The sequence below is a fragment of the Streptomyces sp. BK239 genome (genome assembly GCF_004217285.1).
In the GTDB taxonomy this organism is placed as follows: Bacteria; Actinomycetota; Actinomycetes; order Streptomycetales; family Streptomycetaceae; genus Streptomyces.
Window position 1 is genome coordinate 1,134,425 of the sequence record NZ_SHKS01000001.1, and the last position, 23,030, is coordinate 1,157,454.

Here is a 23,030-nt window from a genome sequence, read left to right on the forward strand (position 1 = left end):
CCGGGCGATCGGCCCCGGGGGTGGGCCTCAGGGAGAGGCCAGCGCCTGCCGCACCACGTCGGGCTTGTCGGTGATGAGGCCGTCGACGCCGTAGCCGGCCACGCTGCGGGCGAGGGCGGCGTCGTCGACGGTCCAGACGAAGATCCTCAACGGCCTGCCGTGCGGTCCGGCCGTCGCGTGCACGGCGGCGACGTAATCCGGCGAGAGGGAGACGTGCGAGGGGTTGACCAGGTCGGCGAAGCGCGCGCAGTCCGGCAGGTCCTTCACGGCCGGTCGGCCGAGCAGCCCGGTCGTCACCGCCGGGTCGAGGTCGTGGACGGCACGGAGACTGTCCGCGCTGAAGCTCTGCACGATCAGCCGGCCGCGCAGGTGCCGCCGGTCGAGCCAGCCCTCGTCGCCGAGCACCTTGAGGGTCTGCTGTTCGATCCCCGGATACAGCTCCGGGTTCTTGATCTCCAGGAGCAGCTTCTGGTGGTGGCGCTCCACGCGGCGGACGTACTGCGTCAGAGTCGGCACGCGCGTGCCCGCGTACGAGGGCGCGAACCAGCCGCCCGCGTCGAGCCGCGCGATCTCGGCCGCCGTGAAGTCCTTCACCTTCCAGGGGGAGCGCCCGGGAAAGACCTCCTCGACGTCGGTGGTCCGGCTCAGGCTCTCGTCGTGGACGACGACGAGCTCACCGTCCTTGGTGCGCTGCACGTCGTTCTCCACCCACGCCACGCCCAGCCCGGCCGCCGCGTCGACGGCGGCGAGGGTGTTCTCCGGGGCCCGGGCGGACGCCCCCCGGTGGGCGATCAGGGCGGGCCGGACGCCGGCGGCCGCGGGGGCGTCGACGACGGGGAGCAGGAGGGCGACGGCGCCCAGGAGCGCGGTGGCCGGGGCGACTGCGCGCGCGTGCATTGCGGACTCCTCGCATCAAGCTGTCACGTTCAGCACCACTGTGGCAGCGGAGAGTCATCGGCGGCGGCGGTTCAGGATGCCCGCAGAAGGGAAAACGGCGTCCTGGCCCGCTCACCAGGGCCGCACAAGTGGGGCGAGGACGTGATTCTTTGCCGGAAAATCGTTCGACCATTGCGGTGGGGGTCATACTTTCTGCGTCATCCCCGGCCGCTCGCGCGGATCTGGGAAGAGGCGCGCTTCAGGAAGTCCAGCAACAGGGCGGAAGGGCAACCGCGCATGCACGGCACGGTCGACGGATTCAGCTACGGACTCGTCACACCGCTGGTGGCCTACCTCATGGCCTGCCTCGGCGGTGCGCTCGGCCTGCGCTGCACGACCAGAGCCCTGCTCGTGACCCAGTCCTGGCGCCCCGGGTGGCTCGCCCTGGGTGCGGCGGCGATCGGCTCCGGCATCTGGACCATGCACTTCATCGCCATGATGGGCTTCTCGGTGGCGGGCGCCCCCATCCACTACGACAAGCCGATGACCTACGCCAGCCTGGGCGTCGCGATCATCATGGTGGGCGTCGGGATCTTCATCGTCGGCTACCGGGGCGCGACCGGGACCGCGCTGTTCACCGGCGGCACCATCACCGGACTGGGCATCGCCTCCATGCACTACCTGGGCATGGCGGGGATGCGCTTCAACGGCCGGTTCGAGTACAACACGCTGACCGTGGCGCTCTCCGTCGCCATAGCCATGGCCGCCGCCACCGCCGCCCTGTGGGCCGCCGGACAGGTCAGGGGCTTCCTGTGGAGCGTCGGCGCGAGCCTCGTCATGGGACTGGCCGTGACCGGCATGCACTACACCGGCATGGCCGCCCTCAGCGTCCACCTGCACACCGCCGGCGCGCCCGCTCAGGGCGACTCACCGGCCGGCCTGCTCGCGCCGATGCTGATCGGCCCCCTCGCCTTCCTCTGCCTCGCGGGAGTCGTCGTGATGTTCGACCCGCTGATGGTCATGGGCAGGCCCGACCGGGCGCCGGAGCGGACCGGGCGCGGCGCCCCCGTCCGCCCCGCGCACCCGGTGCACACCGCCCAGCGGCCCCCGCAGCGCCCCCGCCGCAAGGTGGCCGCCCACGAGTCCCGGACCCCGCAGAACCGCTGATCGGGCCCCGTTGTCAGTGCCGGGTCGTACGGTGGATGGCATGCGGCCCGTTTCCCACATCGAACGCACGGTGGCGCCTTTCGAGGTCGTCAGTCCCTACCAGCCCAGCGGCGACCAGCCCGCTGCCATCGCCGAGCTCGCCAAGCGCGTCGAGTCCGGCGAGAAGGACGTCGTCCTGCTCGGCGCGACCGGCACCGGCAAGTCCGCCACCACCGCGTGGATGATCGAGAAGCTCCAGCGCCCCACGCTCGTCATGGCGCCGAACAAGACGCTGGCCGCCCAGCTGGCGAACGAGTTCCGCGAGCTGCTGCCGAACAACGCCGTCGAATACTTCGTCTCGTACTACGACTACTACCAGCCCGAGGCGTACGTCCCGCAGTCGGACACCTACATCGAGAAGGACTCCTCGATCAACGAGGAGGTCGAGCGGCTGCGGCACTCCGCGACCAACTCGCTGCTCACCCGCCGCGACGTCGTCGTGGTCGCCTCGGTCTCCTGCATCTACGGCCTGGGCACGCCGCAGGAGTACGTGGACCGCATGGTCCGGCTGAAGGTCGGCGAGGAGATCGACCGGGACGAACTGCTGCGCCGCTTCGTGGACATCCAGTACACGCGCAACGACCTGGCGTTCACCCGCGGCACCTTCCGGGTGCGCGGCGACACCATCGAGATCTTCCCGGTCTACGAGGAACTCGCCGTGCGCATCGAGATGTTCGGCGACGAGATCGAGGCGCTGTCCACGCTGCACCCGCTCACCGGCGAGATCATCAGCGACGACGACCAGCTGTACGTCTTCCCGGCCTCCCACTACGTCGCCGGCCCCGAGCGCCTGGAGCGGGCCGTCAACGACATCGAGAAGGAACTCGGCGAACGCCTCGCCGAGCTGGAGAAGCAAGGCAAGCTCCTGGAGGCCCAGCGCCTGCGCATGCGCACCACCTACGACATCGAGATGCTCCGCCAGATCGGCAGCTGCTCCGGCGTGGAGAACTACTCGATGCACTTCGACGGCCGCTCGCCCGGCTCCCCGCCCAACACCCTGCTCGACTACTTCCCGGAGGACTTCCTCCTCGTCATCGACGAGTCCCATGTCACCGTGCCGCAGATCGGCGCCATGTACGAGGGTGACGCCTCCCGCAAGCGCACCCTCGTCGACCACGGCTTCCGGCTGCCCTCCGCGCTCGACAACCGCCCGCTGAAATGGGAGGAGTTCCAGGAGCGCATCGGACAGACCGTCTACCTCTCGGCGACGCCCGGCAAGTACGAGCTCTCCCGCGGGGACGGCGTCGTCGAGCAGATCATCCGCCCCACCGGCCTCGTCGACCCGGAGGTCGTCGTCAAGCCCACCGAGGGCCAGATCGACGACCTGGTGCACGAGATCCGCACGCGCGTGGAGAAGGACGAACGCGTCCTGGTCACCACGCTGACCAAGAAGATGGCCGAGGACCTCACCGACTACTTCCTCGAACTCGGCATCCAGGTCCGCTATCTGCACAGCGACGTCGACACGCTCCGCCGGATCGAGCTGCTGCGCGAGCTGCGGGCCGGCGAGTTCGACGTCCTCGTCGGCATCAACCTGCTGCGCGAGGGCCTCGACCTGCCCGAGGTGTCCCTGGTGGCGATCCTCGACGCCGACAAGGAGGGCTTCCTGCGCTCCGGCACCTCCCTGATCCAGACCATCGGCCGCGCCGCGCGCAACGTCTCCGGTCAGGTGCACATGTACGCCGACAAGATCACCCCCGGCATGGAGCGGGCGATCGAGGAGACCAACCGCCGCCGGGAGAAGCAGATCGCCTACAACAAGGCGAACGGCATCGACCCGCAGCCGCTCCGCAAGAAGATCAACGACATCGTGGCGCAGATCGCCCGCGAGGAGGTCGACACCGAGCAGTTGCTCGGCACGGGATACCGCGCGAAGAAGGACGGCCGGGGCGCCACGGCGCCGGTGCCCGCCCTCGGCGACAAGGCCTCCAAGGCGGCGAAGCCCGCCCGGTCCGCGAAGGGGAAGGCCAAGGAGACGGTCCCGACCGACCGCCCCGCGGCCGAACTCGCCGAGCAGATCGAGCAGATGACCGAGCGGATGCGGGCCGCCGCCGCGGACCTCCACTTCGAGGTCGCGGCCCGACTGCGCGACGAGGTCGCCGAGATGAAGAAGGAACTGCGCCAGATGAAGGAGGCCGGCCTGGCCTGAGCGGCCGAAGAGGCCGAAGAGGTCTGGGCGGCCGCGCCACGGCACGCGCTGTGTTGCAAGAACGACACAAAGTCCGGGCGTGGGTACGGGACTGTCAGTGCCCTTGCGTAGGGTTTTCGTCAACCGCGGGGTCCGCGGCAACAGGGGACAGCCGAGAGGGGAATCAGCGCGTGACCGTCAACATGACCAAGGGTCAGGCCATCAGTCTTCAGAAGAACGACGGGGGCAGCCTGACCGCGGTGCGCATGGGTCTCGGATGGCAGGCCGCCCCTCGGCGCGGCCTGTTCGGCTCCCGCACCCGGGAGATCGACCTCGACGCCTCCGCCGTCCTCTTCGCGGACAAGCAGCCGGTCGACGTCGTCTTCTTCCGCCACCTGGTGAGCGACGACGGCTCCGTCCGGCACACCGGCGACAACCTCGTCGGCGGAGTGGGCCAGGGCGGCGACGACGAGGCGATCCTCGTCGACCTGTCCCGCGTGCCGGTCCACATCGACCAGATCGTCTTCACGGTGAACTCCTTCACCGGCCAGACGTTCCAGGAGGTGCAGAACGCGTTCTGCCGTCTGGTCGACGAGACCAACGGCCAGGAGCTGGCCCGCTACACGCTCGCGGGCGGCGGCGCCTACACGGCCCAGATCATGGCGAAGGTGCACCGGGTGGGCTCGGGCTGGAACATGACGGCCCTCGGCACGCCGGCCAACGGCCGTACCTTCCAGGACCTGATGCCCGCGATCCTCCCGGCGCTGTAGGGCACGGGCCTGGCGGCACACGACAACACCACACACGACCGACGCGATCGACGCGACGCAGGGGGACGACAGGCGATGACGGCCGAGCTGGTGCGGGGACAGAACCACCCGCTTGTCGAGGTCCGCCTCGAGATCAGGGTCTCGGCCGGCACGCCGATCGTGGCGGGGGCCACGCTCGGCGACGAGAACGGCACGGTGCACGGAGTGGAATGGGTGGCCCACCCGGGCTCGCCCCTCCTGCCCGGCGTCGAGGTCTCCCGCCAGGCCGCCGCCGAGCACCGCCTCGCCGTCGACCTGGACGCCGTCGCCGAGGCCGTGCACCGCGTCGGAGTGCTGCTCGCCCTGCCCACCGGCATCGCGGGGCCCACGAGCTTCGGCTCCGTCCCGGCCCCCTTCGTCGCGGTCACCGGCCTCGACGGAACAGAGGTCGCCAGCTACACCATCACCGGCCTGACCGCGGAGTCCGCCGTCGTCGCCCTGGAGCTCTACCGGCGCCAGGGCGCCTGGAAGGTGCGGGCCATCGGCCAGGGTTACGCGGGCGGTCTCGCCGAACTCCTCGCCGACCAGGGCCTGCCGCAGGCCCGGCAGCTCGCGGCCGGCATCTTCAAGGCGGTGGAGCAGGGCATGGCCCGCTCGGTGCCCGCCCCGCCCCCGCTCCCGTCCGACGGCGGCCGTTCCCGGCAGCCGGCCGGCCCCGCGCCCGGACCCGACCAGAGCGACGCTTCCCACAACGGGCAGCACCCCCAGGGCAACCCCGGCCCCTACGGCGGGCCGCCCCCGAGCGGTCCGCACGGCACGCAGCCCGCGCAGACCCCCGCCGAACCACCGGCCGACTACGTCACGGCCCCCGCACCCACGAACACGCCGCCGCAGACGCCTGCCGGCGGCCCGATCAACTACAGCCACCCGCGCCGGCAGAACACCGCCCCGCCGCCACCGCCCACCGCGCCCCCGGCCCAGCCCGGGCAGCCCGCCCAGCCCGTCGCGGGCGACGCCACCGGCTGGTCGATGGAGGAGAGGCTCTACAACCAGGTGTGGGGCATGTTCGAGGACCTGGCCCGCACCACGGCCGCCTATCGCAGCGCCGTCGACTTCGCCGACACGCGTATGGAGAAGGAGCTCGACGAGGTCCTGTCCGACCCGCGCAGCAGGATCGGCGGACAGGGCGACGCCGCCCGGGAGACGGCACGCGCCAAGCACAGCCAACTCGTCGACCAGGCGCGTCAGGTGCTGGACCGCGACCTCGCCCAGCTCGCCGCCGAGGCGGACGTGGTGGAACCGGCGCTGCCGCCGGCCTACGCGCGCTGGGACAACCCGGTCTGGCACGCCTACCGCGTCCCCATGGAGATGCCCATGGCCCTGCGCCTGGGCGACCTCCACCTGCCCGAGAGCGACGGGCTGCGCATACCGATGCTGATCCGCCTGCCGCTGGAACGGGGCCTGTGGATCGACAGCGGGCGGACGGGGTCGGTCGACGGCACGTTCTTCGACTCCCACGAACTGCGCCGCCTCGCCCTGGATTCGGCCGTCGCGCACACGGCACGGCTGCTGGCGGTGCACCCTGCGGACGAGTTCACCGTGCACGTCATCGATCCGGCCGGGTCGGGCGCGCAGAGCCTGGCGCCGCTGGTGCGGGCCGGTGTGCTCGCCGGTCCGCCCGCGGTCGGCGCGGCCGGTGTGACGGACGTGCTCGCCCGTCTCACCCAGCGTGTCGACTTGGTGCAGATGGCGGTGCGCGGTGGTGCGGCCGACTCGCTTCCGCCCGGCTTCGACACCTCCCAGCAGCTCCTGGTGGTCAACGACTTCCCGCACGGCTTCGACGACCGGGCCGTCAACCAGCTGCGCTATCTCGCGGACGAGGGACCGGCCGTCGGCGTCCACCTGATGATGGTCGCCGACCGGGAGGACGCCGCCGGTTACGGACCGTTGCTGGACCCGCTGTGGCGCGGGCTGATGCGTCTGACGCCGGTGCCCGACGACCACCTCGCCGACCCCTGGGTCGGGCATGCCTGGACCTACGAGCCGACGCTGACGCCGCCCGGCAGCCGGGTGCTCGACACGGTGCTGGCACAGGTCGCCCAGGCCCGCGGGCAACGGGATCTGTAAAGCCTGGTAAAGACGCTCTGACCAGCGGATTTGGCCTTTCTTTTGCCAAGCCCTTTACCAATCCTTGGTGATTGGGGTACTGTCTTTCTCAACGGAGGGGAGTACTCCCTGTCTGCTGCGGCGTTCCCGTCAATACGGATCAGGTCAGATCCCGGGGCGTCGGCCCGTGTGGTCCCACGCGCTCCTGCGCGCCGGGGCCCGGGGTGGAAGAGACCTCCGGCAGCGCGACGACGCTGTTCACCTGCCGTTACGTACTGCCGGAGGCGCAGTGGATGTTTCAGTGGGCCTGTGGGTCCTCACCATCGTGGGCTTGGCCGCCCTCATCGCGGTCGACTTCTTCATCGGCCGCAAACCGCACGACGTGTCGCTCAAGGAAGCCGGCATCTGGACGATCGTCTGGATCGTCCTCGCCGGACTCTTCGGGCTCGGACTGTTCCTGTTCGGCGGCGGTCAGCCCGCCGGCGAGTTCTTCGCCGGCTTCATCACCGAGAAGTCGCTGAGCGTCGACAACCTCTTCGTCTTCGTCCTGATCATGGCGAAGTTCGCGGTCCCGTCGCAGTACCAGCAGCGGGTTCTGCTCATCGGCGTCCTCATAGCCCTGGTGCTGCGCGCGATCTTCATCGCCGCCGGCGCCGCCATCCTCGCCAGCTTCTCCTGGGTGTTCTACCTCTTCGGCGCCTTCCTGATCTGGACTGCCTGGAAGCTCATCCAGGAAGCCCGGGCCGACGAGGAGGACGAGGAGTTCGAGGAGAACAAGCTGCTCAAGGCCGTCGAGCGCAAGTTCGGCGTCGCCGACCGCTACCACGGCACCAAGCTGTGGATCGAGCAGAACGGCAAGCGGGTCATGACCCCCATGCTGGTCGTGATGCTGGCGATCGGCTCCACGGACGTCCTGTTCGCGCTGGACTCCATCCCCGCGATCTTCGGCCTGACGCAGGACCCGTACATCGTGTTCACCGCCAACGCGTTCGCGCTGATGGGTCTGCGCCAGCTGTACTTCCTCATCGGCGGCCTGCTGAAGAAGCTGGTCCACCTCAGCTACGGCCTGTCGATCATCCTTGGCTTCATCGGCGTGAAGCTGGTGCTGCACGCGCTGCACGAGTCCGGGGTGCACGTCCCCGAGATCAGCATCCCGGTCTCGCTGGGCGTCATCTGCTCCGTCCTGGTCGTCACCACGATCACCAGCCTGCGGGCGTCGAAGAAGCAGGCGGCGGCCGAGGAGGCTCAGCAGGCGGGCGAAGGCGCCCCGAAGGACAGCGCGGATGTCTGAGGCGGCCCTCGGGGGCGGCGCCCGGCATCTCGCCGGGCGCCGCCCCCGGCGCCCCACGCTCCGGCCGGCCGTCCCGGCGGCCGGAGTGCGCTGCCCGTACCGCTCTGGGAGCATCGCACCATGATGGCTCGGCTCAGGTCGGTCACGGCCCGGTGGACGTCCCTCGTGCCGGTGCTCGCGGTCGTCCTGCTGGCCCTGACCTGGGGCCGGGACCTGCCCGGCGTGATCGTCGCCGTCGTGACCGCGGTCCTCGCCGGATCCGTCCTGGCCGCCGTCCATCACGCGGAGGTCGTCGCCCACCGGGTCGGCGAGCCCTTCGGCTCGCTGGTGCTCGCCGTCGCCGTGACGATCATCGAGGTCGCCCTCATCGTCACGCTGATGGTGGACGGCGGTGACAAGAGCTCCACGCTCGCCCGCGACACCGTCTTCGCCGCCGTGATGATCACCTGCAACGGCATCGTCGGCCTGTGCCTGCTCGTCGGCTCGCTCCGGCACGGCACGGCGGTCTTCAATCCCGAGGGCACCGGCGCGGCCCTGGCCACCGTGGCCACGCTGGCGACGCTCAGCCTGGTCCTGCCGACCTTCACCACCAGCAAGCCGGGACCGGAGTTCTCCGGCGTCCAGCTCACCTTCGCCGCACTGTCGTCACTCGTCCTGTACGGCCTGTTCGTGGCCACGCAGACCGTGCGGCACCGCGACTACTTCCTGCCCGTCACCCGGCACGGCGACGTGATCACCGCGGACGACCACGCCGGCGCCCCGTCCTCCCGGACCGCGCTGATCAGCCTCGGGCTGCTCGGTCTGGCCCTGGTCGGTGTGGTCGGCCTCGCCAAGGGCGTCTCGCCGACCATCGAGCGCGGAGTCGAGGCGGCCGGACTGCCCCCCGCCGTCGTGGGCGTGGTCATCGCCCTGCTCGTCCTGCTCCCCGAGACCATCGCCGCCCTGCGCTCCGCCCGCCGCGACCGTGTGCAGACCAGCCTCAACCTCGCGCTCGGCTCCGCGATGGCCAGCATCGGCCTCACCATCCCCGCGGTCGCCCTCGCCTCGGTCTGGCTCTCCGGGCCGCTCGTCCTCGGCCTCGGCGCCACCCACATGGTGCTGCTCGCGCTGACCGTCGTCGTCGCCTCGCTCACCGTGGTGCCCGGCCGGGCCACCCCGCTCCAGGGCGGGGTGCACTTGGTGATCTTCGCGGCGTACCTGGAGCTGGCGCTCAATCCATAGCCGCCCGCGCCACCGTCGCGGGCGCCGGCCGCGTCTCCGGCAGCAGGGCGAAGCAGCCGAGGCTGAGCAGTGCGACGCCCGTCAGATACGCCCCCACGCCCCAGGGGACCCGCCCGCCGTGCTCGGCGAGAGCCGTCGCCGCGAGCGGGGTGAGCGCGCCGCCGAGGACACCGCCGAGGTTGTACCCGACCGCCGCGCCCGTGCAGCGCACGCGCGGTTCGTACAGCTCCGGCAGATAGGCCGCGATCACGGCGAACATCGTGACGAAGGCGATCAGCGCCCCCGCGATGCCCAGGAACATGGGCAGCGGTTCACCGGTCGCCAGCAGCGCGACCATCGGGAACATCCACGTGGCGGCCGCGGCGCACCCGACGAGGCACAGCGGCCGCCGCCCGTGGCGGTCGCCGAGCAGCGCCATCAGCGGCGTCAGAGCCCCCTTGACCACCACGGCGGCCATCACGCAGACCAGCATGACGTTGCGGCTCACCCCCAGCCGCTCGGTGGCGTAGGCCAGGGACCACGTCGTCACGGTGTAGAAGATCGCGTACCCCACGGCGAGCGCGCCGGCGGTCAGCAGGACGAGCCTCCAGTGGGAGCGCAGCACCTCAAGGAGAGGCACCCGCGCGTGGTCGTCGAGCTCCAGGAACCGAGGGCTCTCCGGGAGGGAGGAGCGCAGCCACAGCCCGACCGCGGCGAGCGCTCCCGCCGCCCAGAACGGCACCCGCCATCCCCACTGCGCGAACTGCGCCTCGCTCAGCGTCACCGACAGCGCGAGGACCACGCCGTTGGCGAGCACGAAGCCCACCGCCGGCCCGATCTGGGGGAAGCTCGACCACAGGGCCCGCCGCCCGGCGGGCGCGTGCTCGGCGGTCAGCAGGACGGCGCCGCCCCACTCCCCGCCGAGCCCCAGCCCCTGCAGGAACCGCAGCCCGAGCAGCAGCAGGGGAGCGGCGACACCGATCGTGTCGTACGTCGGCACGCACCCGACCGCGACCGTCGCGCCGCCGGTCAGCAGCAGAGAGACGACGAGGACCGGCCGGCGTCCGTGCCGGTCCCCGACGTGCCCGAAGAGCACCGCCCCCAGCGGCCGGGCCACGAAGCCCACGCCGAACGTGCCGAAGGCGGCCAGCGTCCCCGCCGCGGGGGAGAACGTCGGGAAGAACAGCGGCCCCAGGATCAGTGCGGCCGCGGTCCCGTAGACGAAGAAGTCGTAGAACTCGATGGCCGTCCCGGCGAGCGAGGCGGCCGCGAGCCGCGGCATGGAGGGCGTCCTCACGGTGCGTACGTCGTGCATGCCGCGTCAACTACCCTCGGTGACCGCTGGTTACGGGGGCGTGCGGAGGCGCGCCGTCCTCCTCAGTACGTGACGGTGATGCGCCGGGCGGGTCCGTCGACGCGCACGAGGCCCCCGTAGGGGATCACGAACTGCGGGTCGGTGTGGCCGAAGTCCACATCGAAGACGATCATGGTGTTGGGGGCGTACACACGCATCGCGCGAAGGACGGCGTCGCGCTGCTCGGCCGCGTAACGGTCGGCCTCCTCGGGGCTGTTGGGTCTTTCGAAGGACCAGGTCTTCGCCCGGCCCATCAGCAGCGCGGAGAAACGCTGGAGCAGCCCGCGCTCGCCCATGTTCCGCAGGACCCGGAAGACCTCCTCGCCGCTCGGCATCTCCTCCGACGTCTCCAGCAGCAGCACCCCCGAGTCGTACTCGGAGAGGTCGTGCGCGATCTCCCGGTCGGCCATGAGCAGCCAGCCGACGATCTCCAGACAGCCGCCCCAACTGCGCCCCTCCACCACGCGGTCGGCGTTCCGCCAGATCCATCCACCGCCGGGCCGGGTCTCCGGTTCCGCCTCGAAGGTGGCCGGTTCGGCCCAGTCGCGGTTGACGTCGTTCCAGCGTTCGGCGGGCCGGAGTTCGTACTCGCCCGAGGTGAAGAGCGCGGCGCGCAGCGAGTCCGCGGTGAGCGGGTCCATGCGCACGGGCCGGCCCAGCGCGGTCATCACGGTCGCGCCGTGGTAACCGACGATCCCCGTGTTGCGCAGATACATCAGCAGGTTCGTGTTGTCGCTCATCCCGAAGAACGGCTTGGGGTTGGCCCGGATCAACTCCCGGTCCAGGAACGGCAGCACGGTGATCTGGTCGTCGCCGCCGATCGACGCGATGACCGCCTTGACGTCCGGGTCGGCGAACGCGGCGTGCAGGTCGTCGGCGCGCTGCTGCGGCGTCGCGCCCATCGTGCGGGTGGCCGGGTACTCGACCGGTACGAGCCCGTAGTCCTCACGCAGCCGCTCCAGGCCCAGTTCGAACGGGCGCGGGAAGAGTCCGGGAAGACCGGCGCCGGGCGAGACGACGGCTATGCGGTCGCCGGGGGAGGGCTTGGGAGGGTACGAGAGCATGGTCATGCCGGGAGGGTACGAGCCGGTGCCGTGGCGGCGCATCGTGATAAACGGAGGAGGAGCAGCCCGCCTTCCCCGAACCGGAGGACCCCGTGCCCCGCACCCTGGCCAACGCCCCGATCATGATCCTCAACGGCCCGAACCTGAACCTCCTAGGGCAACGCCAGCCGGAGATCTACGGCTCGGACACGCTCGCCGACGTCGAGGCGCTGTGCGCGAAGGCGGCGGCCGCGCACGGCGGCACGGTCGACTTCCGGCAGTCCAACCACGAGGGCGAGCTGGTGGACTGGATCCACGAGGCGCGTCTGAACCACTGCGGGATCGTCATCAACCCCGGCGCCTACTCGCACACCTCGGTGGCGATCCTGGACGCGCTCAACGCCTGCGACGGCCTGCCGGTGCTGGAGGTCCACATCTCCAACATCCACCGGCGCGAGTCGTTCCGGCACCACTCCTACGTCTCCCTGCGCGCCGACGGCGTCATCGCGGGCTGCGGCGTGCAGGGGTACGTCTTCGGAGTGGAGCGGGTGGCGGCGCTGGCGGGGGCGGCGCAGGCCGATGCGTAAGCACCGGCCTCCCGGTGCACGCCCCTTACAGAGCCCCTGCTCCGGTGCGCCGCAGGAAACGCCGTGTGCGTTCCTGCCGCGGGTCGCCGAAGACCTGCTCGGCGGTGCCGCGCTCCAGCACCACGCCCCCGTCCAGGAAGCAGACCTGGTCGGCGACCTCACGCGCGAAGGCCATCTCGTGCGTGGCCAGCACCATGGTCATGCCGTCGCCTTTCAGATCGCGGACGACGTTCAGGACCTCGCCCACCAGCTCGGGATCGAGGGCCGCCGTGATCTCGTCGAGCAGCAGCAGCCGGGGACGTACGGCGAGGGCGCGCACGATCGCGACACGCTGCTGCTGACCGCCGCTGAGCCGGTCCGGGTAAGCATCTGCCTTCCCGCCCAGCCCGAGCCGCTCCAGCAGCTCCCGTGCACGCTCCTCGGCCTGCGCGCGCGGTACGCCGTGCACGCGGCGCGGGGCGAGCGTGATGTTCTCCAGCACCGTCATGTGCGGGAACAGGTTGTAGGCCTGGAAGACCACGCCGATCCGGCGCCGCACCGCGTCCTGGTCCGCGCGCGGGTCGGTGATCTCCTCGCCGTCCAGCCAGATCGCCCCGTCGTCGATGTCCTCCAGCAGGTTGGCGCAGCGCAGCAGCGTGGACTTGCCGGAGCCGGAGGCGCCGATGAGCGCGGTCACCGTGTGCGGGGCGACCGCCAGGTCGACGTCGCGCAGCACCACGGAGCCGGCGAAGGTCTTGCGGACGGACTCCATCCGCAGCACGGGCGAGTCGTCCTGGGCTGTCGCGCTCACAGTGGTCCTCCTTGGGCCCGCTGACGGTCCATCCGGGCCGTCACCCAGTCGGTGAAGCGGGTCATCGGGATGGTCAGCGCCACGAAGACCAGTCCCGCGACGATGTACGGCGTGTAGTTGAGACTGCGGCCCACGATGATGTCGGCGGCCCGCACCGCGTCGACCGCCCCGCCGATGGACACCAGACCGGTGTCCTTCTGGAGCGAGACCAGGTCGTTCAGCAGCGGCGGCACCTGACGGCGCACGGCCTGCGGGAGCACCACGTGCCGCAGCGCCTGCCGGTTGGTCAGCCCCAGCGAGCGGGCCGCGGCACGCTGCGAGGGGTGCACGGACTCGATGCCGGCGCGGAACACCTCGGCGACGTACGCGGAGTACGTCAGGGTGAGCGCCGTGCCGCCGAGCAGGACCGGGTCGACGGTGACGCCCTGCAGGCGCAGCGCCGGGACGCCCAGCACCACGATCATCAGGTTGATGATGAGCGGCAGTCCGCGGAAGAAGTCCGTGTACGCGGCCGCCAGCGCCCGCAGCGGGAAGAACACCGGGCCGCGCAGCGTGCGGGCCACGGCGATGAGCATGCCGAGCACCAGCACGGCGGCCCCGCAGACGAGCAGCAGGCGTACGTTCAGCCACAGTCCGTCCAGGACCTTCGGCAGCGCCTCGCGCGCGTACCGCCCGTCGAAGAACGTCTCCTTGGTGCGCGGCCAGCCGGGCGCGCTGACCACGACCAGGTAGAGGACGACGGCGGTGACCAGCGTCGACACGGCGGCGAGCGCCGTGGCGCGGCGGGCACGCGTGCGCTTGTAGCGCTCCCGCTCGAGCCGTCGGCGCGAGGGCGTGTACCCGTCGTCCCGGGCGCCCTCGCCGCTGCCGGGGGCCCGCTCACCGCTCTCGTCCGGTCCGCCGGCGTCCTCCGGGCCGGACTGCTCCTCGACGACGGTCACTTGAGGACCGGGGCGTCGACGGCGTCGGAGAGCCACTGCTGCTCGATCTTCGCCAGGGTGCCGTCCGCGCGGAGGGCGTCCACGGCGGACGAGACGCACGGGGTGAGCGCGCTGCCCTTGTCGAGCACCAGCCCGAACTGCTCGGGCGTACCGCCGTGGTTCTCGAACTGGCCGACGACCGTGGCGTCGGTGACCTCGGCCCCGGTGATGTAGAAGGCGGTCGGCAGGTCGGTGACGACGGCGTCGACCTGGCCGTTCTTCAGCGCGGACTTGGCCTGGTCGTTCTTGGCGTAGACGGCGGCGGCCCCCGTCGGCTTCACCACGTCGTCGATGTAGTCGAGGCTGGTCGTGCCGACCTGGGCGCCCAGCTTGAGGCCCTTGAGGTCGGCGATGCTCTTCGCGCCCGCGGCCTTGGAGCCCTTCAGTGCGATGACCGCCTGGCGCACGTCGTAGTAGCCGGAGGAGAAGTCCACGGCCTGCTTGCGCTCGGAGCTGATCGACACCTGGTTGACGTCGAAGTCGAAAGTCTTCTCGCCGGGCGCGAAGGCCTTGTTGAACGGCACGCTCTGCCACACGACGGCGTCCTTGCCGTAGCCGAGCCGCTTCGCCACGGCGTACGCGACCGCCGACTCGAAGCCCTCGCCGTTCGCGGGCTTGTCGTCCTTGAACCACGGCTCGTACGCGGGCGTGTCGGTGGCGACCGTCAGCTTGCCGGAGGTCTTGGTGGGCAGCGCGCCCTTGGCGCAGGCGTTCTCGGCCGCACCGGACGGCGCGGCGGCGGCCTTCTCCTCCGGTTGCGGTGCGCAGCCGACGGCGGTGGCGAGGAGGGCTACGGTGACGCCGGCGACGGCGCGGCGCAGGGTGCGCGGGGCGGGATGCATGGCGGGAGAGTGGCAGCGAAATCCGCGTCTGTCGAGGTCAACCGGCCTTTTGTCCGCATGCTGGGAACGGGTGTTGCAGCCGCGTGAACAGCGGCGCGAGCAAGGGCCTGGGCCGCCGGCCGAGGGCGGGGAACGTAGGCCGGCGGCCCGTCCGAGCGGGAGCCGTCATCCCGCGCGGGGCTGTAACCAGTTGACCGCGCAACGAGGTGGGGCGGGGAGTGTGCGTACGGCCCCGGCGCGTGCACGTCGTTCACACGGGGCGCGCGAGTAGCAGTGCGCGCCCCTTGCTCACCATCCGCGCGCGTGCCACTCCGGAAGGTGCGGACGCTCGGTCCGTGGCGCCTGTGGCGGCGCCGTGTTGAGCGCGCGCAGGCGATCGGGGACTTGCGGCACGCGGGGTGCTGGGTGGCGTTCGAGTCGGGCGGCCTGTTCAACATGGCGAAGGCTTCGGACCGGTCGCAGCTCGCCAACCTCGGCGAGTCCGACACCGCCGAGTCCGAGGTGAAGAGTGAGAGGGTGGCTTGTGAGGTGCCACCCGATGGCCTTTGCACATTCCGTTCCGCTTAGGCTTTCCGCTGGCCCGCGCCGCGCTAGGTGGCTGCGGGAGGTCTAGGGGGTGGAAGGCCGATGCCCGAGCAGGCTTCGGCATCCGAGGAGGGCGCTACTGACAAGCGCCTGCATCTGGTGCCCGACGAGGTCGTCGAGGTCGGCCGGATGGAGGCGGTGCGCCGCTACGACATCCTCGACACCCCGCCGGACGGCGCGTTCGACCGGGTGGCTGCGCTGGCAGCCCGCCTGTTCGACGTCCCCGTGGCGACGGTGACGATCGTGGACGAGGACCGGATCTGGTTCAAGGCCGCGCACGGCCTGGACGGGGTCAGCGAGATCGGCCGGGACCCGGGCCTGTGCGGCTCCGCGGTCCTGCGGGACGATGCGCTGGTCATTCCCGACACTCTGCTCGACGACGTCGCTTGCGGCAACCCGCTGGTCACCGGGCCGCTCGGCGTGCGGTTCTACGCCGCCGCGCCGATCACCACGACGGACGGGCACAAGCTGGGCACGGTCAACGTCCTGGACACCAAGCCCCGCTCCATCACCTCCGAACAGACCGCCACCCTGACCGATCTGGCGGCGATCGTGATGGACGAGATGGAGCTGCGCCTGTCCGCGCTGCGCACCGTGCGCCAGGAGCAGCGGGCCGCCGAGGCTGAGCGGGCGGCCAGGGAGCAGGCGGAGAGGGACAAGGCGGCGATCGCCTCCTTCGCCTCCACCTTGCAGCGCACTCTGCTGCCGCCGGCGCTGCCGACGGTGCCCGGCTTGGAGCTGGCCTGTCACTACCACACCGCGTCCGTGCACGACGTGGGCGGCGACTTCTACGACGTCTTCCCCCTGCCCGCCGGGAAGTGGGGATTGTTCCTGGGGGACGTGTGCGGCAAGGGCGCCGAGGCGGCCACTATCACCTCCCTGGCCCGCTACACCCTGCGGGCCTCCGCCCAGCACACGGACGATCCTGTCGCGGTACTCGAGGCCTTGAACAGCGCCCTGCTAGCCGATGTGTGGGCGGGCAGCCGGTTCTGCACAGCTTTCTTCGCCACCCTCACCCCTGATGCGGCCGGGGGCTTCACCGTGGATCTGGCCACCGGTGGGCACCCCCCGGCCTACCACCTCAGCCCCACCTCGCCCCAGGCCAGGCCCGCCACGCACACCCGGGTGGAAGCGGTCAGTCCCAAGGGCGGCATGCTCATCGGGGCCTTCCGCGGCGCCCGCTTCGCCTCCACCACCCTCCACCTCGCCCCAGGCCAGGCCCTGCTCCTCTACACCGACGGCCTGACCGAGGCACGCACCAGCACCGACACCATGCTCGGTGACGAGGGCCTGACGGCCTTCCTCACCGCTCGTCCCGCCTCGTGCGGGGCGGCGCAGTTGGTCCAGGACACCGTCGGTCTGCTGGACGCCCTGCCCGAGGGCGCGAGTGACGACGTCGCCCTGCTGGCTCTGTCGGTTCCCGCTCCCGACCAGGCCGCCGCCGCGACGGGGGCCGGATGCACTGCCCACACCACCGCCGCGCCCGCCGGCGAGGAGGACTGACCGCCATGACCGACGACATCGAGCTGACCCTGACCGCCACTCCCGGTCCCGCGGCGGTCGCCACCGTCACCGGCGAGATCGACCTGCATACCGCACCCGGCTTGCGTACCCGCGCACTGGAGCTGATCGACCAGGGCCACCACCACTTGATCCTGGACCTGTCGGGTGTGGGCTTCTGTGACTCCGCCGGCCTCAGCGCACTGATCGGCATCTGGCACGGCGCCCAGGCAGCGGGCGGCTCCCTGGCCCTGGCAGCCGTCCCCGACCGGCTGATGCGCATGCTCACCCTCACCGGAGTGGACAGCCTCCTGCCCCATTACCCGAGCACCGCCGACGCGCTCAGCGCCCACCAGGGCGCCCCCGACGCCGCCTGAACCGTTCCTTCGCCAGCTCGCGCGTCGCTCCCCGGGCGGCAAAGCCCGGCCTGCGCGGTGGTACAACGAACGGCCAGGCGGCCTCGGGTGCGGTTCAGTCCCCGAGGCCGTCGTCGCGGTTGGCAGCGGCGGACGCCAGGGAGTGGTTGCGGTTGATCTGGTTCCCGTTGATCTAGTTCCGGGACGACGCTCCACCGCAACTCGCGGCGGCGGCTGGACGACGCCCGGGTGCCAGCGCCTGCCCAGGGCTGTACGTGAACCAGTTGAGGTACAGCGGCCGCCGCCACGGCGGCCGGGCTCGCGCGGGCGGAACCGGGCCCAGTTCGCACCATCTCGCTGTGCTGATGGGGATTCTTGAACACGGCTGGGGCTGCTTCTCGCCCCACTCAGTCCTCCTCATCAACGGAGTGGGCAAGTTCGGCGAGCGGCAGGCCGCCGATGAACCGGGCCGCCCCTCTGTTCCGTCTCTTCTGGCGCCCGACCGAATGTCAGTGGTGGCTGTTGTTGAGACTTGAGCAGGACGCCGACTCCTCTGCCTCAGCCGGTACTCGTGGACAGCAGGAGGCGGGCAATCCGGCTGGGATCGTCGGACATGGGTGAGTGCCCGCAGCCGAGCAGTCGCACATGGCGGGCTGCGGGCAGGAGTTGGGCTGCGCGGTGGGCCTGGTGCCGGGGTGTCAGAAGGTCTCGGGTGCCCCAGGCGACCGTGACCGGGACGCTGGGGGTGAAGCCGGTGAGCCGGTAGGTGCGGGCTGCCCGGCGTGTTGCTTCGAAGCCGGGTGAGCGGACCAGGTTGCGCAGGGCGCCGTCGGCTGCCTCTGCCGTCATCTGCCAGGGACGTGCGGCGAGTTGCCAGAAGGCGAGTGTTCGACCCAGCGGGCTTCTGGTCAGCCGTGCTGTGCGGGGGCCGAGGGTCTGCACCATGGTGCGCGCGAAGCGGAGCGAGCCGAGGGCGTAGGCGGCCCCGGGGCCGGTCCACAAGCCGATGGGGGACAGGGCGACGGTGCTGGCGACGTGGCCGGCCCGGGCGAGCTCGAGTGCGACGGCTCCGCCGAGCGAGTTGCCCACGACGGGCGGGCGAGTGAGGCCGACCGTGGAGAACCACAGGGCGACCTCGTTGGCCAGTGCCTGGACGGTGGGCACTGTGCCCGGTAGCGGTGGGCTGTCGCCGAACCCCGGAAGGTCGACGGCCACGACCTCGCGTTCGTGGGCCAGCAGATCGATAACGGGCGCCCAGCCCTCCCTGTCCAGCTGCCGGATCACAACCAGAGGCGACCCTGTGCCACGGCGGCTGTTGGCGAGCTGAATCTCCAGCATATTCCCATGATACGGGCATCTCATAGTCAAGGTGATGATTCGGGCGCTCATCGGGGAACGGGTTCGGACACCGCCCGAAGGAGCCTCCGGTCACCGCCTGACAACTGGCCCGTCACCCGGGAGCTGGCTCGGCTCCTTGCTGCGGCTCCTGATCATCCCGAGCACTCCTGGCCGGCTGCCGCCGCTGACCGCAGTGCGCACACCTGGTCACCGGGGCAGACTGGAACAAACGGCCAGCTCCGCTCGATCGCGGTGCCGGGAGGAGGCGGCAATGCTCCGGACGCGGCTGTGCGACGTGCTCGGTATCGAGGTGCCCCTCATCGGCGCACCGTACGGGCCATTCGACCAGGTCGAGCTGGCCGCCGCCATCTGCGAGTCGGGCGGCCTGGGCAGCCTGGGCACCGCGGTGCGCCCGGTCGCTGATCTGCGGCGCCAGTGGGCCCGGATGCGGGAGCTGACCGATCGCCCCTTCGCCATCAACCACACCCTGCGCCCCCTGAACGAGGAGGCGTTCCAGGCGACGCTGGACGAGCGTCCGGCCGCGATCTCCTTCCACCTCGGTGTCCCCGACGACCTGGTCGAGCGCGCCCATGACGCGGGCATCCTGTGGATTCAACAGGTCATGGACGTCCAGCAGGCCGAGCAGGCGGTGCGCGCGGGCACGGACGTCATCGTCGCCCAGGGCGGCGAGGCGGGCGGCCAGGGCGGCGAGGTGTCGACCGTGGTGCTGGTGCCGCAGGTCGTGGACATCGCGGCAGGCACTCCGGTCGTTGCCGCGGGCGGGATCGCCGATGGACGGGGGTTAGCGGCGGCACTTGTCCTGGGAGCGCAGGGCGTGGCCATCGGCACACGGCTGCTCGCGTCGGTGGAGATGAACATCGCCGCGGAGTGGAAGAGCCGGATCGTCGCCGCCGAGGCACGCGACACGATCAAGCTGGCACACAGCGACAGGTTCATGCCGCCCTTCTCACGGCCTGATGCCTACGGCTTTCCCCGGTCGCTGCGTACTGCCTTTCTCGAGGATGTGGAAGCGCATCCCGAGCGAGTACAGCCGGCAGAAGCCGGTCCCCGCATTGTGGAGGCCATGCTCGCCGGACGAGGACATGAGTTCCTCCCGTTCACCGGACCGTCCGCAGCCCTCGTCCACGACATCCTTCCGGCAGCCGAGATCGTGCGGCGGATCGTCGACGACGCCGAGACGATCCTGCACCGGACCGCCGAGTCGTGCACGCGGGCCGCTCCGCACTGATCGTCGCCTTTCACCCGACCCTTCGACTGCGAACCTCCAGCACCCGAAGCAGACCTCGACCACCCGAACCGCCGATGTCGGCGTACGGATGTTCGCCGGGAATCCCCGCACCTCTACGCGGGATGCTTTCCGGCGTCGGCTGCGTGCGCCGGCTTCTTTCCGATCTGCCCCAACCTCTGGGTCTGCCTGGGGAATCAAGCCGAGCAACGCTGGCCAGCCGCGTGCGCGCCACTCCGGCGAGGTGGGGCCGCTCAGTGCCGAGGGTGGTGTCATTGCCGTGGCCGGGGTAGACCCAGGTCTCATCGGGCAGGGCGTCGAACACCTTGGTCTCCAGGCCGTCCCTCAAGGAGTTGAACTCCTCAGGCCGTGTTGTCCGGCCAGGACCGCCCGGGAGCCTGAGGGGCTGCCACGAGATCGTCCGCCGCGACACCACCCTCACCAGGTCACTGATCGCCTGCGGCCACTGAGCCACATCGGAACTACTCGTCCGGGGTGGCGTCAGGACAGCGCGTCATGTGAGCCCCGCGCGCTCCCGATTTCCGCTGCTCTCACCCCTCCGAGGCTCGGGTCGGCGGCGTGCCGCCAGGGCTCGCAACAGCGCTGACCGGCCGCGGTCGGGGACTGTCCATACTTCCTCACCGCGCACCCCCCACCGCTCCAGCAGGGCGTTGGCGGCGAGGAAGCCCGAGGTTGCAGCGCGTTCCATCAGGGCCACGGGCAGGTCGGTGCGGACCAGGTCACCGGCGACGACGACGGCCGGGTCAGGGGTGCGCACCGTAGGACGGTGGACGTACCCGCCGACGGGGAAGAGGGGACAGTCCGCCCGCCACTCGTGCCGCGCGGCGAGGACACGGGCGTGGCGCGTCTCCGGGTACACCCGGTGGAGTTGCTCGACGAGATTTCGTTCGGCGGTGTCGCGGTCGGTGGCCGACGGCACGGCGTAGGCGTGGAGTTCGACGACCGAGCCCCCGGTGCGCGCGGCCCAGCGTCGCGCCTCGCCCTCCCACCGGGCGAGAACACTGACGTTGTCCAGCGCTCCGTAGCCGCTGGTGCCGAGGAAGCCGGGGCGGGTGGGGTTCAGGGGGCGGTCCAGCCACAGCCGGGACACAAGGAAGGGCGCGGCCGTGCGCAGCCGCGCGATCCGGTCGCGCCACGCGCTGTCGCCGAGCCGCGGGGAGCGGCCCACCACCGCTTTCAGACCACCAGTGTCCATGGCCAGCACCACGGCGTCGAAGAGCCGGGTGCCGGAAGCGTCGACCACGAGGTGCCCACCGTCCGGGACGGGATGGACGGTCTCGACGGATGTGGCGGTGCGCAAGATAGCTCCACACTGTGCCAGATGCCCCGCCAACGGCTCCCAGAGAGCCGTGGGGAAGGGCTCTCGGGGCACGTCGAACAGCAGACCCTCGCTCGAGCCGAGGAAGTAGATGTGGAACATCAGCGCCATCTCGGCCGCCGAAAGCTCCCGGGGATCGGCGAAGAAGCTCCGGGAGAACACCTCGAAGGCCAGATGCCGCGCGGCCTCAGGGAAGCGCACGGCGTCCAGGAAGGCGTCGGCGCTGACGTGGTCGAGGTCCTCGTGCACTCGGAGGGTACGGACGTCCAGCAGGGGCAGCGCGGCGGCCGGGCGCAGGGACAGCAGGTCCCCGAGCCGAAACGTGGGGCTGAGCGCCGCGAAGCCGAGCACGCTCCACGGCGGGGTGCGCGGCACGCGGCGGAAGCTGTCGCACAGGCCGCCGCTGTGCCGAAGGGGATAGTCGGGCAGGCCGGTCAGCATGCCCAGCCCTGGATCCACCCGGCGCAGCAGGGCCCGCAGGTTGTAGTACTGCCGGAAGAAGGCGTGGAAGCCCCGGCTCATCGTGGCGCGGCTGCCGTCGGGCAGGGTGACCGGCCACCCCGCCACCCGGCCGCCGAGGAAGGGCTCCCGCTCGTACAGCACCACCCGCACGCCCCGCTCCGCCAGCACCGTGGCCGCGGCCAGACCGGCGATGCCGCCGCCGATCACCGCGGTGACCGGCGGATCGGCCGGGACGTGGTCCGTTCCTGGCCGGACGGCCACCCTCTGCGCCCGCCGGTCCCGGCCGGGCGGCCGGCCGCTGGTTCGGCCGTTCACCGTGCACCGCCGGGACGCTCCGGTGGCCGCCGGGCGAGGAAGGTGTGCGTGATGCCCGTCTGCCAGCCCGGCAGCGGCAGCACACGGACCCGGTCGAATCCGGCCCGGCGCATCCGGCCGGCGAACGCCGGCGCGGTGTCGAACTCCCCGACGCTGCGCCGCAGATGGCGGTAGAGCCCGCCGTTGCCGGTGGCCGCGCCGAGCGGCAGGATGACGCCCGCGCAGACCGTGGACCACACCGCGCGGTCCACGCGCCGTCCGCTGAGCGCGTACTCGTGCACCGCGAGCCGGCCACCCGGCGCAAGCAGTTCCAGCACCGTACCCAGCACAGCGTCGCAGTCGGCCAGGTTGCGGAACAGATAGGCGGCGAAGACCGCGTCGAACGGGCCGTGCACACCGGCCGCGGCGAGGTCCTCCGCCGGGGCGTGGACGAAGCACACCCGGGTCGGCCACTCCTTGGCGGCGGCCCGGCGCAGCATGCCCGCCGACGCGTCCACCCCGACGATCCGCGCACGCGGCAGGGCGGCGGCCAGGGCCGCGGTCGAGGCGCCCGTGCCACAGCCGAGGTCGAGTACCCGGTTCCCGGCCGTGCCGGCCGCCTGGGCGAGGCGCCGGGCGGAGCGGCGCAACTGCGCGTGATAGCCCGGGTTCAGCGTCACCAGACGGTCGTAGCTGCCGGCGCCGCGGTCGAACGCTTCGGCCAGCGCCGCATCGTGCAGCAAGGTCATCAGCAACTC

At 71.3% G+C, this 23,030-nt stretch carries 19 protein-coding genes and 1 pseudogene; 10 read left to right on the forward strand and 10 right to left on the reverse strand.

Going from position 1 to position 23,030, the window contains the following annotated elements; all coding sequences use genetic code 11:
• Positions 1 to 27 precede the first annotated feature (27 nt).
• Positions 28 to 897 carry a glycerophosphodiester phosphodiesterase family protein gene (locus EV567_RS04970; RefSeq protein ID WP_130437333.1) on the reverse strand — a complete coding sequence of 290 codons (870 nt, stop codon included), beginning with the start codon at positions 895 to 897 and terminating at the stop codon, positions 28 to 30.
• Positions 898 to 1,173: 276 nt separating this feature from the next.
• Here EV567_RS04970 and EV567_RS04975 point away from each other — a divergent pair, with 276 nt between their 5' ends.
• The 6 genes from EV567_RS04975 to EV567_RS05000 all read left to right on the forward strand — a co-directional run bounded on the left by EV567_RS04975 (position 1,174) and on the right by EV567_RS05000 (position 9,577).
• Positions 1,174 to 2,043 carry an MHYT domain-containing protein gene (locus EV567_RS04975; protein ID WP_130437334.1) on the forward strand — a complete coding sequence of 290 codons (870 nt, stop codon included), beginning with the start codon at positions 1,174 to 1,176 and terminating at the stop codon, positions 2,041 to 2,043.
• Positions 2,044 to 2,083: 40 nt separating this feature from the next.
• Positions 2,084 to 4,231, forward strand: a complete 2,148-nt coding sequence (uvrB, locus tag EV567_RS04980; protein ID WP_130437335.1) for an excinuclease ABC subunit UvrB — start codon at positions 2,084 to 2,086, stop codon at positions 4,229 to 4,231.
• Positions 4,232 to 4,401: 170 nt separating this feature from the next.
• Complete coding sequence (locus EV567_RS04985; RefSeq protein WP_130437336.1) at positions 4,402 to 4,980, forward strand: TerD family protein; 579 nt, start codon at positions 4,402 to 4,404, stop codon at positions 4,978 to 4,980.
• Between the two features lie 75 nt (positions 4,981 to 5,055).
• Positions 5,056 to 7,086, forward strand: coding sequence for a TerD family protein (locus tag EV567_RS04990; RefSeq protein ID WP_130437337.1), 2,031 nt, complete (start codon positions 5,056 to 5,058; stop codon positions 7,084 to 7,086).
• Positions 7,087 to 7,354: 268 nt separating this feature from the next.
• Positions 7,355 to 8,356, forward strand: a complete 1,002-nt coding sequence (locus tag EV567_RS04995; protein ID WP_130437338.1) for a TerC/Alx family metal homeostasis membrane protein — start codon at positions 7,355 to 7,357, stop codon at positions 8,354 to 8,356.
• Between the two features lie 120 nt (positions 8,357 to 8,476).
• Complete coding sequence (locus EV567_RS05000; RefSeq protein ID WP_130437339.1) at positions 8,477 to 9,577, forward strand: calcium:proton antiporter; 1,101 nt, start codon at positions 8,477 to 8,479, stop codon at positions 9,575 to 9,577.
• Here EV567_RS05000 and EV567_RS05005 read toward each other — a convergent pair.
• Positions 9,567 to 10,871 (reverse strand): MFS transporter, encoded by a 1,305-nt coding sequence (locus EV567_RS05005; protein ID WP_242620668.1) that lies wholly within the window; start codon positions 10,869 to 10,871, stop codon positions 9,567 to 9,569. The two genes, EV567_RS05000 and EV567_RS05005, sit on opposite strands and share 11 nt — an antisense overlap.
• Positions 10,872 to 10,933: 62 nt before the next feature.
• Positions 10,934 to 11,980, reverse strand: coding sequence for a S66 peptidase family protein (locus EV567_RS05010; RefSeq protein WP_130437340.1), 1,047 nt, complete (start codon positions 11,978 to 11,980; stop codon positions 10,934 to 10,936).
• Between the two features lie 86 nt (positions 11,981 to 12,066).
• On the opposite strand from EV567_RS05010, the gene aroQ reads away from it, so the two are divergent.
• Positions 12,067 to 12,540 (forward strand): type II 3-dehydroquinate dehydratase, encoded by a 474-nt coding sequence (gene aroQ, locus EV567_RS05015; protein ID WP_130437341.1) that lies wholly within the window; start codon positions 12,067 to 12,069, stop codon positions 12,538 to 12,540.
• 25 nt (positions 12,541 to 12,565) lie between these two features.
• Here aroQ and EV567_RS05020 read toward each other — a convergent pair whose 3' ends face one another.
• Genes EV567_RS05020 through EV567_RS05030 form a run of 3 tightly spaced genes read right to left on the reverse strand, consistent with a single transcriptional unit; the run spans position 12,566 to position 15,152 of the window.
• Positions 12,566 to 13,291 carry an amino acid ABC transporter ATP-binding protein gene (locus EV567_RS05020; protein ID WP_130437583.1) on the reverse strand — a complete coding sequence of 242 codons (726 nt, stop codon included), beginning with the start codon at positions 13,289 to 13,291 and terminating at the stop codon, positions 12,566 to 12,568.
• 35 nt (positions 13,292 to 13,326) lie between these two features.
• Positions 13,327 to 14,271, reverse strand: a complete 945-nt coding sequence (locus EV567_RS05025; RefSeq protein ID WP_130437342.1) for an amino acid ABC transporter permease — start codon at positions 14,269 to 14,271, stop codon at positions 13,327 to 13,329.
• On the reverse strand, positions 14,268 to 15,152 hold the full coding sequence (locus EV567_RS05030; protein ID WP_130437343.1) for an ABC transporter substrate-binding protein: 885 nt from the start codon (positions 15,150 to 15,152) through the stop codon (positions 14,268 to 14,270). The genes EV567_RS05025 and EV567_RS05030 overlap by 4 nt, the downstream gene beginning before the upstream one ends.
• A gap of 627 nt (positions 15,153 to 15,779) precedes the next feature.
• On the opposite strand from EV567_RS05030, the gene EV567_RS05035 reads away from it, so the two are divergent.
• A complete protein-coding gene (locus tag EV567_RS05035; protein WP_242620669.1) occupies positions 15,780 to 17,240 on the forward strand; it encodes a PP2C family protein-serine/threonine phosphatase in 1,461 nt (486 codons plus the stop codon).
• 5 nt (positions 17,241 to 17,245) lie between these two features.
• Positions 17,246 to 17,614 (forward strand): STAS domain-containing protein, encoded by a 369-nt coding sequence (locus tag EV567_RS05040; RefSeq protein WP_130437344.1) that lies wholly within the window; start codon positions 17,246 to 17,248, stop codon positions 17,612 to 17,614.
• Between the two features lie 537 nt (positions 17,615 to 18,151).
• Here the strand turns inward: EV567_RS05040 and EV567_RS05045 are convergent.
• Complete coding sequence (locus EV567_RS05045) at positions 18,152 to 18,931, reverse strand: alpha/beta fold hydrolase (protein WP_130437345.1); 780 nt, start codon at positions 18,929 to 18,931, stop codon at positions 18,152 to 18,154.
• Between the two features lie 271 nt (positions 18,932 to 19,202).
• Here EV567_RS05045 and EV567_RS05050 point away from each other — a divergent pair, with 271 nt between their 5' ends.
• Positions 19,203 to 20,180 (forward strand): nitronate monooxygenase family protein, encoded by a 978-nt coding sequence (locus EV567_RS05050; protein ID WP_130437346.1) that lies wholly within the window; start codon positions 19,203 to 19,205, stop codon positions 20,178 to 20,180.
• 213 nt (positions 20,181 to 20,393) lie between these two features.
• Here EV567_RS05050 and EV567_RS05055 read toward each other — a convergent pair.
• From EV567_RS05055 to EV567_RS05065, 3 genes and pseudogenes are all read right to left on the reverse strand, one after another.
• Positions 20,394 to 20,571, reverse strand: a pseudogene (locus EV567_RS05055) (MBL fold metallo-hydrolase); the annotation flags it as partial.
• 120 nt (positions 20,572 to 20,691) lie between these two features.
• On the reverse strand, positions 20,692 to 22,239 hold the full coding sequence (locus EV567_RS05060) for an FAD-dependent oxidoreductase (protein WP_242620670.1): 1,548 nt from the start codon (positions 22,237 to 22,239) through the stop codon (positions 20,692 to 20,694).
• Positions 22,240 to 22,289: 50 nt separating this feature from the next.
• Positions 22,290 to 23,021, reverse strand: coding sequence for a class I SAM-dependent methyltransferase (locus EV567_RS05065; protein ID WP_130437347.1), 732 nt, complete (start codon positions 23,019 to 23,021; stop codon positions 22,290 to 22,292).
• Positions 23,022 to 23,030 lie beyond the last annotated feature (9 nt).

Excerpts from the sequence above, each read along its gene's own strand:
- EV567_RS05065 (WP_130437347.1), bottom strand. The coding sequence starts at position 23,021 with ATGACCTTGCTGCACGATGCGGCGCTGGCCGAAGCGTTCGACCGCGGC.
- uvrB (WP_130437335.1), top strand. The coding sequence starts at position 2,084 with ATGCGGCCCGTTTCCCACATCGAACGCACGGTGGCGCCTTTCGAGGTC.
- EV567_RS05035 (WP_242620669.1), top strand. The coding sequence starts at position 15,780 with ATGCCCGAGCAGGCTTCGGCATCCGAGGAGGGCGCTACTGACAAGCGC.
- EV567_RS04975 (WP_130437334.1), top strand. The coding sequence starts at position 1,174 with ATGCACGGCACGGTCGACGGATTCAGCTACGGACTCGTCACACCGCTG.
- EV567_RS05000 (WP_130437339.1), top strand. The coding sequence starts at position 8,477 with ATGATGGCTCGGCTCAGGTCGGTCACGGCCCGGTGGACGTCCCTCGTG.
- EV567_RS04990 (WP_130437337.1), top strand. The coding sequence starts at position 5,056 with ATGACGGCCGAGCTGGTGCGGGGACAGAACCACCCGCTTGTCGAGGTC.
- EV567_RS05050 (WP_130437346.1), top strand. The coding sequence starts at position 19,203 with ATGCTCCGGACGCGGCTGTGCGACGTGCTCGGTATCGAGGTGCCCCTC.
- EV567_RS05045 (WP_130437345.1), bottom strand. The coding sequence starts at position 18,931 with ATGCTGGAGATTCAGCTCGCCAACAGCCGCCGTGGCACAGGGTCGCCT.
- EV567_RS04970 (WP_130437333.1), bottom strand. The coding sequence starts at position 897 with ATGCACGCGCGCGCAGTCGCCCCGGCCACCGCGCTCCTGGGCGCCGTC.
- EV567_RS05040 (WP_130437344.1), top strand. The coding sequence starts at position 17,246 with ATGACCGACGACATCGAGCTGACCCTGACCGCCACTCCCGGTCCCGCG.
- EV567_RS05020 (WP_130437583.1), bottom strand. The coding sequence starts at position 13,291 with ATGGAGTCCGTCCGCAAGACCTTCGCCGGCTCCGTGGTGCTGCGCGAC.
- EV567_RS05030 (WP_130437343.1), bottom strand. The coding sequence starts at position 15,152 with ATGCATCCCGCCCCGCGCACCCTGCGCCGCGCCGTCGCCGGCGTCACC.
- EV567_RS05005 (WP_242620668.1), bottom strand. The coding sequence starts at position 10,871 with ATGCACGACGTACGCACCGTGAGGACGCCCTCCATGCCGCGGCTCGCG.
- EV567_RS05010 (WP_130437340.1), bottom strand. The coding sequence starts at position 11,980 with ATGACCATGCTCTCGTACCCTCCCAAGCCCTCCCCCGGCGACCGCATA.